The organism is Methylomonas sp. BG-2 (assembly GCF_057766305.1).
In genome coordinates this window covers 1-15,915 of sequence record NZ_JBYMAP010000092.1, presented here as the reverse complement: position 1 = coordinate 15,915, position 15,915 = coordinate 1, and the positions used below count along the sequence as shown (strand labels likewise).

Annotated in this window: 18 protein-coding genes; 5 read left to right on the top strand and 13 right to left on the bottom strand. The window is 56.8% G+C overall.

Features of this window, described 5'->3' with window-relative positions:
• From AC3B8H_RS10640 to AC3B8H_RS10590, 11 genes are all read right to left on the bottom strand, one after another.
• On the bottom strand, nt 1-389 hold a 389-nt coding region (locus AC3B8H_RS10640; RefSeq protein ID WP_488441560.1), incomplete at its 3' end, for an NAD-dependent epimerase/dehydratase family protein.
• A 21-nt stretch (nt 390-410) separates the two neighbouring features.
• Entirely contained in the window at nt 411-1,034 is a 624-nt protein-coding gene (msrQ, locus tag AC3B8H_RS10635) for a protein-methionine-sulfoxide reductase heme-binding subunit MsrQ (protein ID WP_488441559.1), read from the bottom strand.
• Nucleotides 1,034-1,960, bottom strand: coding sequence for a protein-methionine-sulfoxide reductase catalytic subunit MsrP (gene msrP / locus AC3B8H_RS10630; RefSeq protein ID WP_488441558.1), 927 nt, complete (start codon nt 1,958-1,960; stop codon nt 1,034-1,036). Before msrP ends, msrQ begins: the two co-directional genes overlap by 1 nt.
• A gap of 10 nt (nt 1,961-1,970) precedes the next feature.
• Nucleotides 1,971-2,804, bottom strand: a complete 834-nt coding sequence (locus tag AC3B8H_RS10625; protein WP_488441557.1) for a sterol desaturase family protein — start codon at nt 2,802-2,804, stop codon at nt 1,971-1,973.
• A gap of 17 nt (nt 2,805-2,821) precedes the next feature.
• Nucleotides 2,822-3,283 (bottom strand): PAS domain-containing protein, encoded by a 462-nt coding sequence (locus tag AC3B8H_RS10620; RefSeq protein WP_488441556.1) that lies wholly within the window; start codon nt 3,281-3,283, stop codon nt 2,822-2,824.
• A 52-nt stretch (nt 3,284-3,335) separates the two neighbouring features.
• Nucleotides 3,336-3,818, bottom strand: coding sequence for an SRPBCC family protein (locus AC3B8H_RS10615; RefSeq protein ID WP_488441555.1), 483 nt, complete (start codon nt 3,816-3,818; stop codon nt 3,336-3,338).
• Between the two features lie 96 nt (nt 3,819-3,914).
• The gene (locus AC3B8H_RS10610; protein ID WP_488441554.1) at nt 3,915-4,361 is read right to left on the bottom strand and encodes a hypothetical protein; all 447 of its coding nucleotides are present in this window, start codon (nt 4,359-4,361) and stop codon (nt 3,915-3,917) included.
• A gap of 67 nt (nt 4,362-4,428) precedes the next feature.
• Nucleotides 4,429-6,327 carry an ATP-dependent zinc metalloprotease FtsH gene (gene ftsH, locus AC3B8H_RS10605; protein ID WP_488441553.1) on the bottom strand — a complete coding sequence of 633 codons (1,899 nt, stop codon included), beginning with the start codon at nt 6,325-6,327 and terminating at the stop codon, nt 4,429-4,431.
• Nucleotides 6,328-6,342: 15 nt separating this feature from the next.
• Nucleotides 6,343-7,206 (bottom strand): protease modulator HflC, encoded by an 864-nt coding sequence (hflC, locus tag AC3B8H_RS10600; RefSeq protein ID WP_488441552.1) that lies wholly within the window; start codon nt 7,204-7,206, stop codon nt 6,343-6,345.
• On the bottom strand, nt 7,203-8,369 hold the full coding sequence (hflK, locus tag AC3B8H_RS10595) for an FtsH protease activity modulator HflK (protein ID WP_488441551.1): 1,167 nt from the start codon (nt 8,367-8,369) through the stop codon (nt 7,203-7,205). Before hflK ends, hflC begins: the two co-directional genes overlap by 4 nt.
• A gap of 52 nt (nt 8,370-8,421) precedes the next feature.
• Nucleotides 8,422-9,666 carry a sigma-70 family RNA polymerase sigma factor gene (locus tag AC3B8H_RS10590; RefSeq protein WP_488441550.1) on the bottom strand — a complete coding sequence of 415 codons (1,245 nt, stop codon included), beginning with the start codon at nt 9,664-9,666 and terminating at the stop codon, nt 8,422-8,424.
• An 88-nt stretch (nt 9,667-9,754) separates the two neighbouring features.
• Here AC3B8H_RS10590 and AC3B8H_RS10585 point away from each other — a divergent pair, with 88 nt between their 5' ends.
• The 4 genes from AC3B8H_RS10585 to AC3B8H_RS10570 all read left to right on the top strand — a co-directional run bounded on the left by AC3B8H_RS10585 (nt 9,755) and on the right by AC3B8H_RS10570 (nt 13,306).
• Nucleotides 9,755-10,654 carry a MerR family transcriptional regulator gene (locus tag AC3B8H_RS10585; protein WP_488441549.1) on the top strand — a complete coding sequence of 300 codons (900 nt, stop codon included), beginning with the start codon at nt 9,755-9,757 and terminating at the stop codon, nt 10,652-10,654.
• 206 nt (nt 10,655-10,860) lie between these two features.
• Nucleotides 10,861-11,319, top strand: a complete 459-nt coding sequence (locus AC3B8H_RS10580) for a GNAT family N-acetyltransferase (protein ID WP_488441548.1) — start codon at nt 10,861-10,863, stop codon at nt 11,317-11,319.
• 116 nt (nt 11,320-11,435) lie between these two features.
• Complete coding sequence (locus tag AC3B8H_RS10575) at nt 11,436-11,777, top strand: zinc ribbon domain-containing protein YjdM (protein WP_488441547.1); 342 nt, start codon at nt 11,436-11,438, stop codon at nt 11,775-11,777.
• Between the two features lie 119 nt (nt 11,778-11,896).
• The gene (locus AC3B8H_RS10570) at nt 11,897-13,306 is read left to right on the top strand and encodes an esterase-like activity of phytase family protein (RefSeq protein ID WP_488441546.1); all 1,410 of its coding nucleotides are present in this window, start codon (nt 11,897-11,899) and stop codon (nt 13,304-13,306) included.
• A 195-nt stretch (nt 13,307-13,501) separates the two neighbouring features.
• Here the strand turns inward: AC3B8H_RS10570 and AC3B8H_RS10565 are convergent, their stop codons facing one another.
• Nucleotides 13,502-14,080, bottom strand: a complete 579-nt coding sequence (locus tag AC3B8H_RS10565; protein WP_488441545.1) for a beta-class carbonic anhydrase — start codon at nt 14,078-14,080, stop codon at nt 13,502-13,504.
• 155 nt (nt 14,081-14,235) lie between these two features.
• On the opposite strand from AC3B8H_RS10565, the gene AC3B8H_RS10560 reads away from it, so the two are divergent.
• On the top strand, nt 14,236-15,120 hold the full coding sequence (locus AC3B8H_RS10560) for a LysR family transcriptional regulator (protein ID WP_488441544.1): 885 nt from the start codon (nt 14,236-14,238) through the stop codon (nt 15,118-15,120).
• Nucleotides 15,121-15,300: 180 nt separating this feature from the next.
• Here AC3B8H_RS10560 and AC3B8H_RS10555 read toward each other — a convergent pair.
• Nucleotides 15,301-15,915 (bottom strand): HEAT repeat domain-containing protein (locus AC3B8H_RS10555; RefSeq protein ID WP_488441543.1); only part of this gene is annotated, 615 nt, incomplete at its 5' end.

Genomic DNA, 15,915 nt, shown 5'->3' with positions numbered 1-15,915 from the left:
TCCAGTATTTGGTCGCCCTGGTCACCGTAGATGCCGATCGCAGAACCGCTAATCAGTACGCCCGGTGGGCGCTCCGAGCCGTTGATCCAGCCGGCCAGTTGCCGGGTCAGAGCGATGCGGCTGTCGCGTAATTCCTGTTTGCGGGCTTTGCTCCAGCGCCTATCCAAAATACCGGCGCCGGCCAGATTGACCACGGCGCGAAACTCGCCGGCGTCGGGCAAGTCTTGCAGAGCCACGACCGGTGTGACCCGATCGCCGAAACGGGCACGGACTTTTTCGGCGTCTCGGCTGAAAATATGGACGCAACAGCCTTGATCCAGCAGCATTTCGGTTAAAGCGCCGCCCAAGAAGCCGGTACCGCCGGTGATCAAGATCGCTGGATTTGTCATAGCTCACTCCTAGGGGTGGCGTCAGTCGCGCTGGCCGGCGCTCAGCGCCAGGGTTTGTCGCAGGCTTTTCAACCAGCCGACCAGTCTAAAGCCAAGCAATAAACCGAGGATGACCAGATAAAAACCCGGTTCGGCCAGATTGCCCTTCAGTTGCCAATAGTAGTGCAGAATCACCAGCACCGAGGCCAGATAGATGTAACGATGCAGCCGCTTCCACTGTTTGCCCATCCGTTTCATCGCCCATTTCGATGAGGTAATTGCCATCAGCAGAATCAGGCTGTAGGCGACCAAGCCCATCCACAAATAGTTGCTCTGCAGGACATCCGGCACAATGGCATCCCAGGCCAACGCGTGATCCACCCACAAATAGCCCAATAGATGCAGGCTGGCGTACAGAAAGCTATACAAGCCGAAAATTTGCCGATAATCGGCCATGCCGCGCCATTTGGACACACTTTGTACCGGAGTGATGGTCAGTGTGATCCACAAAAACCGCATCGCCCAATCGCCGAGCCGAATGTGCACGGCCTGAATCGGATTGGCGCCCAAGCGATCCATGCCGGTATCGGCGATCAGCCACAACAGCGGTAACAAGCAGACCGCCAGCGTGATCGACTTTAGATGGCGAAGAATGAACGCGGACATCAGAAAAAATGCTTGAGGTCCATCTGGCTATACAGTTGGCCGACTTGGTCGGCATAGCCGTTGAACAATTCGGTTTTGCGGCGCGGCGTGAAAAACTCCGAACCGAGTACGCGCTCGCTAGTTTGGGTCCAACGCGGATGAGCGACCGCCGGGTTGACGTTGGCGTAAAAGCCGTATTCGGTCGGCGCATAGCGGCTCCAAGAAGTCAACGGTGCTCGGCGGGTTAATTCGATTTTGACGATGGCCTTGATGCTTTTGAAACCGTATTTCCAAGGCACCACCAGCCGCAACGGAGCGCCGTTCTGCTTGGGTAAGTCTTTGCCGTACATGCCGCTGGCCAAAATTGTTAACGGATGCATCGCCTCGTCCAGGCGCAGGCCTTCCACGTAAGGCCAGTCCAACATCGCGCCTGCTCGCAACTTGGGCATTGCCTCGGGTTGCGCGGCCGACGTGAACTTGACGAAATGCGCCGCCGACAGCGGTTGAGCCCGTTTCAGCAAATCCGCCAAAGGAAAGCCCAGCCAGGGAATGACCGCCGACCAACCTTCCACGCAACGCAAGCGGTAGATGCGTTCCTGACGCGGATGATCGCGAAGTATGTCTTCCAGGCGATAGACGCCGGGTTTTTCGACTTCGCCGACAATTTCGATTTGCCAAGGCTCGACCGCTAAGTGCCGCGCCAACTGCGCGGCGCTTTCCTTGTCGAAGGCCAACTCGTAGTAGTTGTTGTATTGCTCGACCAGTCTGGCCGGAGTAATGGCGTTGGCATCCACGACAGATTGCCAGCCTTCGTTTGCGGCAGCCAATGTCCAGGGCGCGGCGGCGGTCAGCCCGGCCAGGGTTTTCAAAAGGGTGCGGCGGGCTTGGAATGTGGCCGGGTCGGTTACGTCGTAATCGCGAAATGCCGGGCGAGTTTTGATCAACATGGCCAGGACCTCACGGCTTTTTGCTGTTGGGTATCCAGCGCAGCAACTTGCGAAACTGGCGCTCGGTAATAAAGGCCAGCGAAAACAATTGAATGAAATTTTCCGCTTCGATCAGATCCAGACCGATCTGGGCCGGCGCCAATTCCAAGCGGGTGCCGAAGATCCGGTCCCAAACCGCCAGTACGATGCCGTAATTGCTGTCGTGTTCGCTTCGTAGCTTGGAGTGATGGGTCCGGTGCAGTGATGGGGTGATAATCAGTTGCGACAGGCTTTGTTCGTGCGGCACGCGCAGGTTGGCGTGATGAAAAAAGATGAAAAACAGTTCGACGATTTCGATCGATAGCACCAGATAGGCATCGACTCCGATCAAGACCACGAAAACGCATTTGTAGACGATTTCCAGCAGCAGGTCGAAAACGTGAAAGCGAAAACCGGTCGAGACGTTAAAGCATTTGTCGCTATGGTGAATTTTGTGAAACCGCCACAGCCACTCGAAACGGTGGCTGGCGTAGTGCCAGGCGTAAATCGCCAGATCGAAACAGGCGAATGCCAGCAGCCACTTCAGCGGGCCGTTGTCCAGCTTGCCAAGCAGGCCGAAATCGGCGAATTGTTGTGCAACTAGAAATAGCGACGAGGCGCGAAGCACTGTCAATATCAAATTGTTGATTAAAAAGGCCGCGGTGTTGGTTACCAGCGATTCTTTGTAGATTTTGGTCGAAAACGGCAAAAAGGGCCGGCGTTTTTCCAACACCAGCAAAGCGAGGAAGGCCAGAATGGCGAGACCGAACAGGGCTTGGTTAAAAGCGATCGCGGCGGCGGGTTGCGTATCGATTGCGGCGTTCATTTAACACCTCCGTCGGATTAATCGGCTTGGCCGGGCGCCCCGTTTAACAGGGCGGATAGCGCTTGGATTTCCTGGTCGGCGTTAACTTGCTGAGTAATATCGTATTGCACGCCGAGGTAGTACATCACCCGTTGCTTGTTGTCGAACAACGGGATGACGCGCAACCGGTTGTGAAACAGCGTGCCGTCCTTCTTGTAATTGCGCAGTTCGACTTCGACGGCTTCATGCTTGCGCATCGCTTCGGCGATCTGGCGGCGAGCCGGCTGATCGCGGTCTTCGCCTTGCAAAAACCGGCAATTGTGGCCGACGATTTCATCGCTTCGATAGCCGGTCAGGCGTTCGAAGGCCTTATTGGCGTAAACGATGGGCGCATCGTCGAGATCGGGGTCGGCCAACGTGACGCCGTTGACGCATTCGTCGAGTATCGCCGATAGGATTTGCGGAATGATGCCGCTGTCTTTTTTGACTACGAAAGGCATGTTGGTGGCTCCCGGTAAGCGTTTTATTGTTATGGCCGAGCGTTGCGCCTGCTTAGGGCGACTCGGCGACGATCAGGTTGCGAATGTTTTCCACGGTATTTTCGGCGCCGTCCGCTATCGCCGCCCGGATCAGCTTTTCGAAGGGCCGCATGAACACGTCCAGATCGAGCAATTCGAAGCGGAAGGTCAGGTGGGTCGGGCCGCGGTCGCGCGGGCCTTCGAGTAAATAGCTGTGCCGATACGGCGAGTTCAGACCGCGAAAAATCAAGGTCTCCACGGGTTGGTAATCGGTGATTTCGAACACCGACTCGACCGGCTCGCCGTTTTCGAGTACCGATTGCCGGGCTTTGGCGCCGACGAACACTTCCCCGCCGTCCAGGGCTTGAAATTCCAACAGTTCTTCGGCCCATTTCGGATAATTTTCAAAGAAGTGGGTGCCGACGAAATCGAACACTTCGGTGAGCGGTTTTTCGATTTCGACGCTGGCCTGGCCGGCGACCGGTCTGGCGGCGTCGAACGGTAGCTTGATAGGCATAGAGTCCCCCTCTCTGGATGCAAGCTTGGTGAAGTCGTCCGGCTTGTGATTATTCTGGCGCCGGCCGGCAACGGATTAACGTCGAAGCGTCATTGCTCAGTGTCCTTCCGAAGCGGAAGGTCCGCCGCGTCGCTCTTGGCGGAAGGCCGCCAGACCGCCGTACACCAGTTGCGAGGCACCGGCGTACAGGAATAACTCCGCATATTTTTCGTCGATCTCGATCTGGTTGATTGCGGCGTAAGACTCCAACGACGTGGTCAATAATAATAAAAATACCCCGAGGCCGGCGACCGCCGCCGGACTGTTGCCGTAAAAATAAAAGCTGTAGACGGCAATCTGCACCAGACTCAAATAAAACATCATCAGGCGCAGATTGTTGGCGAGCGGGCCGTAGAGATCACTGTGATCCTCGAAATAGCTCGCCCCGCCGAAGATCGACAACGCCGAGCTGATCAAAACCAGCAAAACCGCGGCGTTAAAGTTCACTTGCAGCAGCAATTCCACCAGGTCGAGGGTTTTGCCGGCTAGGGTTTTGGTCTGCATCGCGACACCTCGAAAAAGATACCCTCCAAGAGTGTTGCGGGTTTGGAGGGTATATAGAGGAGGAAGGTTAAGACGCCAGGGCCGATCCCGGTTCCAGGCTTCCGTCTATTGGGTTTGCGCCGGCGGGTTCCGCTTCCGCCGAATTCACGGGTTCCGGTTCCGGCTCGGGCTCTGGCGGCGCGATTTTGTGGCCGCGCATCAGTTCGTCGATTTGAAACTTGTCCAGGGTTTCCCAGTCCAGCAACGCATGCGCCATGTTGTGCAGGATTTCGATGTTCTCCTTCAAGATGGCTTCGGCGCGGTTGTAATTGCTGTCAACCACCGCGCGGATTTCGTCGTCAATCACTTGCGCCATTTTTTCCGACATCGGCTTGGATTGCGGGCCCATGTAGCCGCCTTCGCTGTCACCGTAATCCATCGGACCCAGCCGCTCGGACAAACCCCACTTGGTGACCATGTTGCGGGCCAGTTGGGTGGCGCGCATGATGTCGTTGGAAGCACCGGTGGTGACCTTGTTCTTGCCGTAGATCAGCGCTTCGGCGACCCGGCCGCCGAACAGACTGGAGATTTGGCTTTCCAGCTTGTCCTTGCTGGCGCTGTATTGGTCGCGTTCGGGCAGGAACATCGTGATACCGAGGGCGCCGCCACGCGGCATGATGCTGACCTTGTAAACCGGGTCGTGCTCGGGCACCAAGCGGCCGACGATGGCGTGGCCGGCTTCGTGGTAAGCCGTCATCAGCAGATCGTCGCGGCTCATCACCATCGTGCGTTTCTCGGCCCCCATGATCATCTTGTCGCGGGCCTTATCGAGTTCGGCCATCGACACCACTTTCTTGTTGTTGCGGGCCGCGAACAACGCGCCTTCGTTGATCAGATTGGCCAGTTCGGCGCCGGAAAATCCCGGCGTGCCGCGCGCCAGATCGTTGATGTTGACGTCTTCGGCCAATGGCACCCGGGCACCGTGGACCTTGAGGATTTGCTCGCGGCCCTTGATGTCCGGCAAACCGACTTGCACCTGGCGGTCGAAACGGCCGGGACGCAGCAAGGCCTTATCCAGCACGTCGGCGCGGTTGGTGGCGGCAATCACGATAATGCCTTCGTTGCCGCTAAAACCGTCCATTTCCACCAGCAATTGGTTCAGGGTTTGTTCGCGTTCGTCGTTGCCCAGATTGCCGCTGCCGCGTTGCCGGCCCACCGCGTCGATCTCGTCGATAAAGATGATGCAGGGCGCGCGCTTCTTGGCTTGTTCGAACATGTCTCTGACCCTGGCCGCGCCGACCCCGACGAACATTTCGACGAAATCGGAACCGGAGATCGAGAAGAACGGCACGCCCGCTTCGCCGGCGATGGCTCTGGCCAGCAGGGTTTTACCGGTGCCCGGCGGACCGACCATCAACACGCCGCGCGGAATCTTGCCGCCCAAGGCTTCGTACTTGCTGGGGTCTTTCAGAAAATCCACCATTTCCTTGACGTCTTCCTTGGCTTCTTCGACGCCGGCCACGTCGCCGAAGCGAACCTTGACTTGGTCTTCGGCCATTAACTTGGCGCGGCTCTTGCCAAAGCCCATTTGGCCGCCGGGACCCGCGCCTTGTTGACGGCGCATGAAGTAGACCAGCACCGCGATCAATAACAAGGTTGGCGCCCATGACATCAGGATTTGAAACAATGTGGATGGTGGTTGCGGTTTCTCGACTTTGATCTTGACGCCGTACTCCAACAATTCGTCGATCATCCGGGCGTCGTTGGGGTTATAGGTGACGAAGCGGGTGCCGTTCTGGCGGCGGCCCTCGACGTCGTAACCGCTGATCACGACTTCGGTCACCACTTTGTTGCGGACATCCTCGATGAAATCGGAATAGGAGATTTCGTAATGCGGATCGTAATCGGGCAGGCTGCGGTTCAGCACCGCCGATACCACGATGCCGATCGCCGCGATGATGGTAATGAAGATTAAGAATTTTTTCATGGCCCGGTTCCCCGTTTATTTTTCGCTGGAGAAGTATTTGAAAAAGTCCGAATCCGGTTTCAACACCAAGGTATCCTGGGTTTTCTCGAACGAGGTTTGATACGCCTGCAACGACCGGTAGAAGGCGTAGAACTCCGGATTGCGGCCGAAACTTTTCGCATAGATTTCGGCGGAACCGGCGTCGCCGCGGCCGCGAATGTTTTCGGCGTCGCGTTGGGCGTTGGCGACGATGACCTGCCGCTGCTTATCGGCTTCGGCGCTGATTTGTTCGGCGCTTTCGGCACCTTGCGAGCGGAATTCGCGAGCGACCCGCTCCCGTTCGGCGCGCATCCGTTGATAAACCGAGCTGCTGACTTCCGGCGGCAAGTCGATGCGCTTGACGCGGATGTCGATCAGCTCTATCCCGAATTTGGCGGCGGTCGGGGCCAGTTTTTGCAGCAAGGTGTTGCGCAACTCGCTACGGTCCTCGGAGATCAGTTGCTTGATGGTCCGGACGCCGAATTCGCTGCGCATCGCGTCTTTCATGATTTGGTCGAGGCGCAAGTTGGCTTGAAACTCGTCGCCGCCGACCGTGGTGTAAAAAAGACCCACATCACCGATTCGCCACTTGGCGAATGAATCGACTATAACGTTCTTCTTTTCGGAGGTAAGAAAACGCTCGGACTTGGCGTCCAAGGTCAGCACGCGCGCATCAAACGTACTGACGTTATTGATGATGGGGGTCTTAAAATGGAGTCCCGGCTTGTAATCGGCGCTCACCATTTCGCCGAGACGGAACAGAATGGCTTTTTCATGCTCGCGCACGTAAAACACGGACATGTAGGCCAAAATCAGGAATAACAGACTGCTGGGGATCAGAATTTGAATTCGGCTGCTCATGGTTTGCTCCTGCTGGGACGTAAGTCGCCGCCACTGGATTTGCGGGCTGAGTTTTTATCTTTCGCGGATGGATCGCTGACGTTGTCGGCTTCCAGATTGGCGGCGGAAGTCGGCGCCGTCGAGTGGCTGGCCGTTTGCGGTAGCGGCATGTACAACATCGGATTGGCGTTATCAGCGCCCAACATGATTTTATTGGTGCTGCTGTACAGCTTTTCCTTGGCTTCCAGATAGAGGCGCTTGCGAGTAATCGCCGGGCTTTTCTCGTATTCCACCAACAGCTGGTCGAAGCGTTCGGTTTCGCCCTTGGCCTTGGCCAGTTTCTCGGCCTCGTAAGCCTCGGCTTCCTGTATGATCCTGGAGGCGGCGCCGCGAGCCTTGGGAATGATCTCGTTGGCGTAGGCTTCGGCTTCGTTGATCAGGCGTTGCTTGTCCTCCCGAGCCCGAATGGCGTCCTCGAACGCGCCTTGAACTTCCTCGGGCGGCTGGGCATCTTGCAAGTTGACGCTGGCGATCGTGATACCGGTGTGGTAATCGTCCATCGCTTGTTGAATCTGTTCCTTCAATTCCGCGACGATCTGGCTGCGGCCCTCGGTCAATACGAAATCCATATTGTTGCGGCCGATGACGGCGCGCTCGACGCTTTCGGTGACTTGCTTCAAGGTGTTTTCATTGTCCTTGACGCTATATAAATAGTTCTTGGCGTTGTTGACTTGGTATTGCACCGCCAGACGGACATTGATGATGTTTTCGTCCGAGGTCAGCATCAAGGATTCCGCCGGAATCAGCGACGATTTGCTTAAGCGGCTGGAGTCGCGGTAGCCAATTTCGATGAAGCGTTGTTGCTCCACGTTAACGATCGTCACTTCTTCGATAGGCAGCGGAATATGCCAATGCGGACCCGGTAGTGTCGTGTCCGAGTAGGCCCCGAAGCGAGCGACCACGCCCCGGTTGCCTTCGCCGACAATGTAAAAGCCACTACCCAGCCAGGCGACCACCAGTGTGCCGCCAACTACCGAAGCGACCTTGGATAGCGAAAACAGATGCTTGTTGTCGTTAAAAAAATCGTTGGCCTTACTCGAAAACTGCCGCCATTGTTTATCCACTTCCAGCTTCCAGTCCGGCTGCGGCTCGTGTTTACCGGTGTTTTGTTTTTCTGATGACATAATCACTCCTCTTGTTAAGTGTTAGCCTGACCTGCGTCGTTACTTGTTATTGTTAGCCGTCCCTGGGCTCGAGAAATAGCATAAGGTCAAAACCAAACTGTTGTTTCAGTTTTTTTAAGGCGTCGTTCTGAATTTGCCGAACTCTTTCCCGGGTGACATGCAGTTGGTCCGCGACGGCTTGCAAGGTCATTTCGGTATGATCGCGCAATCCGAAACGCATCGTCAGAATGGCCGCTTGCTTCTCCGGTAGCGATGCCACCGCTTTGTCGACGTATTGAGCCAAATCCCTTTCTATTAGTTCATCCAGCGGTAGACTGAATTGGTGTTGCTGCATTTTCGCCATCAGTTCCAGTCCGTCTTCGTCGTCGTTGACCGCCGCGTCCAGCGAGTGAGTCGCTTGATAATAACTGCTGATGGTCTTGATCTCCTGTTCCGCAAGGTCGCAGCAGGCTTTCAACTCTTCGAGGGTCGGCCAACGTTCGTTTTTCAGATAGCAGGTGCGCATCGCGTCCAGTACTACGTTGGCTTTTTCGGCCAGCGCCACCGGTAGGCGGACGATACGCTCCTGTTTGACAATCAAGCGGGAAATGGCTTGCTTGATCCAATAGATCGCATAAGTGGAAAAGCAGATACCGCGATCCGGGTCGAAACGGTCGACCGCCTTGATCAGTCCCACCAAACCCTCTTGCATTAAATCGTCAAAACTCAGATTGCTGGTTTTGTACTTGTGAGCGACAAAGGCCACGAGGCCGGTGTTGGCGCCTATCATTTGTTGGCGGGCCGCTTTCAATTCCTTTCTAGCCGCGCTCAGTTGCAGTTTGTAGGCCGAATCCTCGATCATGGTCTCGACGCCGGCGGCCGCGGACAATAAAAACACCGGCATGAAATGCAACTTGTCCAGCAGCGGTAACACAGTCCGGATGGCTTCGCATTGATCAAACCTCTGCGGTTGGAAAAGTTGTACAACGTAATCCTCTTGTACAAGTTCTTCGTCGGCAATGTCGTCGTTTTGGTCGCCGCAGTGGCTGCAATCGACGTTTAAACCAATCGCCAGCGTGTCCAACAAGGTTTTGTAGTCTTGCTGGCTTTTGGCGGCCACCCACTCGGAGCAATCGCTGCCTTTATGGACCCGCCGGATCAGTTGTTCGGCCAAGGCTTGCGCGGCGGCCCGGTCTTGCAGAACCAGCGCGGAGAGGTGCTGCCTGGCTTGTTCCAGTTTGCCGGCCAGCCGAGAGGTTTCCGACTCCGGAATCGATTGAATCTCTGCGTATGCATTGGAAGCGGTGAGCTCTGACATAGTGTTTCTTTTGTTATTTTTAAGTTGGCAATAACGTTACTACCTTGTAGAATATTTGTCAAAGAAAATTATATACAAAACGTGAACAATGTACTCAATCAAAGCCATTACCTCGTTGACCGGCTTGACCCCAGAGACCCTTAGGGCCTGGGAGAGACGCTACTCGTGTATCACGCCGTCCCGCACCGGCACCGGCCGGCGCTTTTACTCCCAGCAGGACTTGGAAAAGCTGACCTTGCTGGTCAATTTGACCCGCAACGGCCATCCGATCAGCAAGATCGCCGGCATGGATTGCCCGCAGTTGCGGGCGTTTCAGCAACAGGCCGCGCCGGCGGTGGCCGAGCCGCGCACCTTGCCGTTGATCGAGCAGATCGTCGATGCCTTGGCGGAGTATCGGATCGAGCGCTGCGAGCAATTGTTGAAACGGGCGCTATTGGCTAGCGAGCCGTTGGACTATGCCAGAGACGTTTTGTTGCCGGCGCTGCATAAAGTCGGTTACCTATGGGAGCAAGGTCGCTTGAACATCGCCCAGGAACATATGTTTTCCAGCTGCGTGCAGCGCATTGTGTTGACCATGGTCAACAATCTGCACAGACCTTCGCCGAACAATCCGTCCATCATGTTTGCAACCCCCAGCGGCGAGCCGCATGAATTCGGCATCCTGTTGTGCTGCCTCGTGGCCTCGGCCCAGCAATATCAATGCTATTACCTCGGCGCCGACCTGCCGGCCGCCGATATTGTCGCCGCCGCCGCGCACTTGCGGCCGGACGCGCTGGTGATGGGGCTGGTGAAGACGCCGCCGGAGTCCGTGACGCTGGCCGAGTTGGCACGAATAGTCGGCGCCGGTCTGGACAGCAAGCTTTGGTTGGGCGGCAGCGGCGCGGACTATATAGCCGCACGCGACTTGGTGGATTTGTCCGCCTGCCAATTGATCGGCGACATCGATCATTTCGATGCCAAAATCAAGCAGCAACGGGTGTTGGGTTGACAATGCACTAGGGCACGGATCGCTTAACCTTGCCCCGCCAATATCGATTGGGCTGAGCAGCGGCGACGCGGATTTCCCGTAGGGTTGTGTCCGCGCCGCAGCGGAGCGTTCGCGGGCAACGAATTCGCCGAATCGGTTTTGGTTTAGAATGGCCGCTTGCCGCGTCGTGGAGCGCGGAGCGATTGATTTAACTTCACTGACCGGCCATGGACATCATCGATTTAGCGGCGGAGCCCGAACATCTGCCCACCTTGGCCGCCTGGCACCAACGCCAATGGGCGGACTTGAACCCCGGCTCCGATTTGAGTGAGCGCATCGCCCGCATGCAGGCTTACCTGGGCGCGGACTTGGTGCCGAGTACCTTTGTCGGTAAGTGGCGGGGTAGGCTGGCCGGTTCGGCGGCGATTATTGAATCCGACATGGACACGCGGCCGGAACTGAGGCCCTGGCTGGCCAGCGTCTACGTGGCGCCGGAATTTCGCGGTCGCGGCGTCGGCTCGGCGCTGGTGCGGCACGCGATGACGCAAGCCGCAGCCGCCGGCATTGGTGCCTTGTACTTGTTCACGCCGGATCGCGCCGATTTTTATCGCCGCTTGGGTTGGCGGACTTTCGCCCAGGAATGCTACCGAGACCACGCCGTGACGGTAATGCGGGTGGATTTCTAAATCGGCTTCGATCGGTAAGTTCTTGATCGTTTTCTAAAACAATCACCCGGCTTTGACTTTCCCGGCAGCCGCGCGATACATTGGCCGGCTTTTTAACCCGAGCCCGGAGTGCGAACATGAGTCAATTGCCCAACTGTCCCCAATGCCAATCGGAGTTTACCTACGAAGACGGCGAAAGTTACGTGTGTCCCGAGTGCGGGCACGAATGGGCGAAGCAAGCCAACAACGAGGCTGGCGAAGCGGCCAAGGTCGTGACCGATGCCTACGGCAACGTGCTGCGGGACGGCGACAGCGTCACCGTGATTAAAGATTTGAAAGTCAAGGGATCGTCGGCAGTGGTCAAAGTCGGTACCAAGGTCAAGAACATCCGTTTGGTGGACGGCGACCACGATATCGATTGCAAGATCGACGGCGTTGGCGCGATGGGCTTGAAGTCGGAATTCGTCAAAAAGGCCTGAGCAAACTCCGCCGGCCTGCCGGCCGAGTACTCAAGCCAAGCGACGGTTTTTTGCAACGTTGCTGTCATAAACGCTGGATAGAATCGGGGTTTTCCACCTCATGCTTCGAGATCTCCATCATGCGTTTAACTTCCACTTTGTTCTGTTCCGGGATGCTATTGGCCAATGCGGCTGTGGCGACGCCGGTCTTCGTTAACGGATTGACCATTTCCGGCGCGACCGGCGACAGCTTCGGCACGTCGGTTAACGACGGCCGGGTCGGCTTTTTCTCCGACATCTATTACGACCCCAATCGCAATGAGTGGTGGGGCTTATCCGACCGAGGCCCTGGCGGCGGTTCGCTGAATTACGAGACTCGCGTGCAACGTTTCAGTTTGGATATCGATAGCCAAACCGGCGCGATTTCCAATTTCACGCTGCTGCAAACCCTGAAGTTTTCCAAGTCCGGCGCGGCGCTGAACGGCATTGCCCCCAATCCGATCGGAACCTTGGGCAGCGCCTTCGATCCGGAAGGCGTGGTGGTTAATCCGCGCAACGGCAATTTGTTGGTGTCCGACGAATACGGTCCGTCCTTGTATGAAATCGACCGCAACTCCGGCGCGGTGGTGAAAACCTATGCGACGCCGGCGAATCTGGTACCCCGCAATAACGCCAGCGGTATCGCGAATTACGCGGCCGATACCGGCAACAATGCCGGCAAGCGCGTCAACCGGGGATTCGAAGGTCTGGCGATCAGTCCGGACGGTAAATTTGTCTACGCGATCCTGCAAAGCGCGATGCTGGACGAAGGGGCCGGTAGCGGCAAAGTCAACCGCATCGTCAAGTTCGATACCGAGACCGGCGCCGCCGTCGCGCAATATGCCTACGAAATGAAACGCTCCGGCCAAGGCCAAGGGGTATCGGCCTTGGTGGCGATCAACGACCACGAGTTTTTCGTGTTGGAACGCAATAATCGCGGCGTTGGCGTCGGCGCCGATTTGGCGACCGCCGACAAGGAAGTTTATAAGATCGATTTGGCCGGCGCGACCGATGTCAGCAATATCGATCTGGACTCCGGTGCCGGTTATGCCAAGGTGGCCAAGTCCGCGCAAATTCTCGATCTGGATGCCGATACGCTGGCGGCATTGGGCAACAAATCGCCGGAGAAATGGGAAGGGCTGGCGATAGGACCTAAGTTGGCCGACGGCAGTTATCTGATGTTGGCCGGTACCGACAACGACTACAGCGTCACCCAAAACGGAAACGGTCAGCAATTCGACGTATATTTTCGGTTTAGCGATGCCGATCCCTATGCCGGCTCGATTCAATGCCCGCTGGGCGAGACCAGCGGCTGCGCCTGGACATCGAATGGCGGCGCCGCCAGTCTGACCGGTGAATACAGCCTGTTGCCGGGCGTGCTGCACGCCTACAAGGCTTCGGCGGCCGATCTGGCCGGCTACGTCGCCCCGGTACCGCTACCGGCGGCGTTGTGGATGTTTGGCTCCGCGCTGCTGGGTTGGGTTGGCTATCGTGGGAAAGGCCGCGTCTGAGAGGGGCGGATTGGCTACGGGGCAGGCATTCGCCAATGCCTGCCGTCGCCGCGAGCGCGCGCCCTACCAGTGGCTTGGGATTCGCCGTGTTGTAGGCGCGGCTTCAGTCGCGATCGACTGTTTTCGTGGCAATATAAACGTTTGAAAACCGGCTGATGCGATGCACCAGCCGGCATCTTTCCCTGTCGCGGACGCTTAACTGGCGGCGCCGGCGGCGGTGGCTTCCGGAATTTCGATCAAACCGCCGGTTTTGACGTCGTAAACGTAGCCGTAGACCGGAATATTGCCCGGCACCAACGGATGGGCCTTGATGCGCTTGACGTCTTCCAACACGCTGTCCGCCTGATTTTTAATCGTCAACCAATTGATATATTTGCCGTCGGTCGAGCCGGGGCCTTCGCCGCTATCGTGCCAGCCGGACGCGTCGACGCTGGCGGTTTTCAAGCTGCTGGCCAGCAAATCGCTCATGATGTCATTGGTGAAGGTTTCCATGCCGCAGTCGGTATGGTGAATCACAAACCACTCTTTCGTGCCCAGCAATTTATAGGAAATCACTAGCGAGCGAATTGCGTCGTCGCTGGCGCGGCCGCCGGCGTTGCGGATCACGTGCGCATCGCCTTCGGACAGGCCGGCATATTTGGCCGGGTCCAGGCGGGCGTCCATGCAGGTCAGGATGGCGAATTGGCGGGCGGGCGGCATCGCCAGATCGCCTTTGTTGAATTCGGCGACATAGCCGCGATTGGCTAGGAGTACTTCGTTAAGAATTTTGCTCATAATTACCTCGGTGGGGGAAAAGACGTCTGGTTTAAGACTGCCAAACCAGACGGTGTAACGACTATCTCCGGGGCGCATTCTATCGGCCTTGCACTCTGGTTTAAAGAGTCGAAATGGTTTATAAATCTTAAACTACAGGTTTATAAATTGGCGCCATGGATAAGTTTAACAACATGCGGGTATTTTGCCGGATCGTCGAACTCGGCACTTTCTCGGCGGTCGCCCGGGAGTTGAAATGTTCGACCATGATGGTCAGCAAATACATGGCCCAACTCGAAGCCTCGTTGGGCGTGGTTTTGTTGAATCGCACCACGCGCAGCTTGAGCTTGACTAGCGCCGGCGAGGCTTACTATCACCGTAGCCGGCAGCTGCTGGAGGATTTGGCCGATCTGGAAGCCGCCACCGGCCAGATGGGCGAGCGTATCAAGGGCCATATTAAGGTCAGCGCGCCGATCGATTTCGGCGGCATGTACATGGTGCCGGTCATCGAACGCTTTTTGCAGACTTATCCGGAAATCAAGATTCTGATGACGCTGGACAACAAGCCGCCCAATCTGCGCATCGGCAACTTCGACATTTCGCTGTTGGTCACGGACACCCTGGACCCCGGCGTGGTCGCGCGCAAGATCGCCGAAACCGAATTGTGCACCTACGCATCGCCGGCCTATTTGCAAGAAAAAGGCACGCCGCTACGCATCGAGGAATTGACCGGCCACCGCTGCCTGCATTACGTGGATACGCCGCACGGCGATGATTGGTTGTTTAGCGTCGCCGGCGAAATACAGCGGATTAAAGTGGATTGGTTACTGGCCTCCAACAATGGTCGGGCGCTGTGCCAGGCCGCCGCGTTGGGTATGGGCATCGTCCGGGCGCCGCGCTTGTCGGCGGCGCCGCATCTGCAAAACGGTGAGCTGGTCGAAATTCTGAAGGATTACCAACGCCCGGCGCTGGCGGTGTATGCCACCTACCTGCAACGCCGATTTTATCCGGCCAAATTGACCGCCTTCGTTGATTTCCTATTGGACTATTTCGGCAAGTGACGCACCTGATTGGGATAGCCGCACGGTCAGTGTTGCCCCTCCAAATCACGTGTCACTGATTGTCCCTGAATAGCGAATTTCGATTTGCTCTGCGACGCCCGGAGTGGCAAATCTCGATTTGCCTGATAGCTTCAGCCAAATCCGCTAAATCTGGAATCGTATACTATCGGCTGATTACTTTTAGTTAAAACCGATTTGCTTGGTTTCAGTCTGTTGCTCAAGCTTATGGCTGGCATAAATTGCCTGTGCTTCCGCGTCGTTATCCAACGGATACGCGGCTAACGCCCGGCCGGCGGCGGCTTTTGCTCCCTTGGATTCATTGGGATCGGCCAAGAGATTCAATAGCGTCGATCTAACGTCTTCATACTGAAACTTCGCCTCGCCCAAGGCTGAAATTGCGATCGCCCGCACTCCGGGGTTTTCCTCGCCAAGCGCCGCTTCGGTAAAGGCCTGTAACGCTTCCGCCCCGTCACCGCCGGCTTGCGCCAAGGCGCGTAAACCGCCGGCGCGCAAAGTCACATCGTCGCTATGCAAATAGGGCGACAAGGTAATCGCTAATTCAGCTTGCCGTTCGGCGGAAGTCTCGTCGCTGCCTCTTAGCGTTTCCAGCGCAGCCAAGGTCACGGCGACATCGTCGCCTTGGTTCCGTTGCAACAATTCGATAACGTAAGCGCGAGTTTCGGCATCCTGGATGTTGGTGTGTTTTAACAAATGCAGCGCGTCAAACTGCTTCGCCTTGTCGTGGGTGCGCAATAACTCCATCGCCAAACTCTTAACCTCCGTCAGTTCATTGCG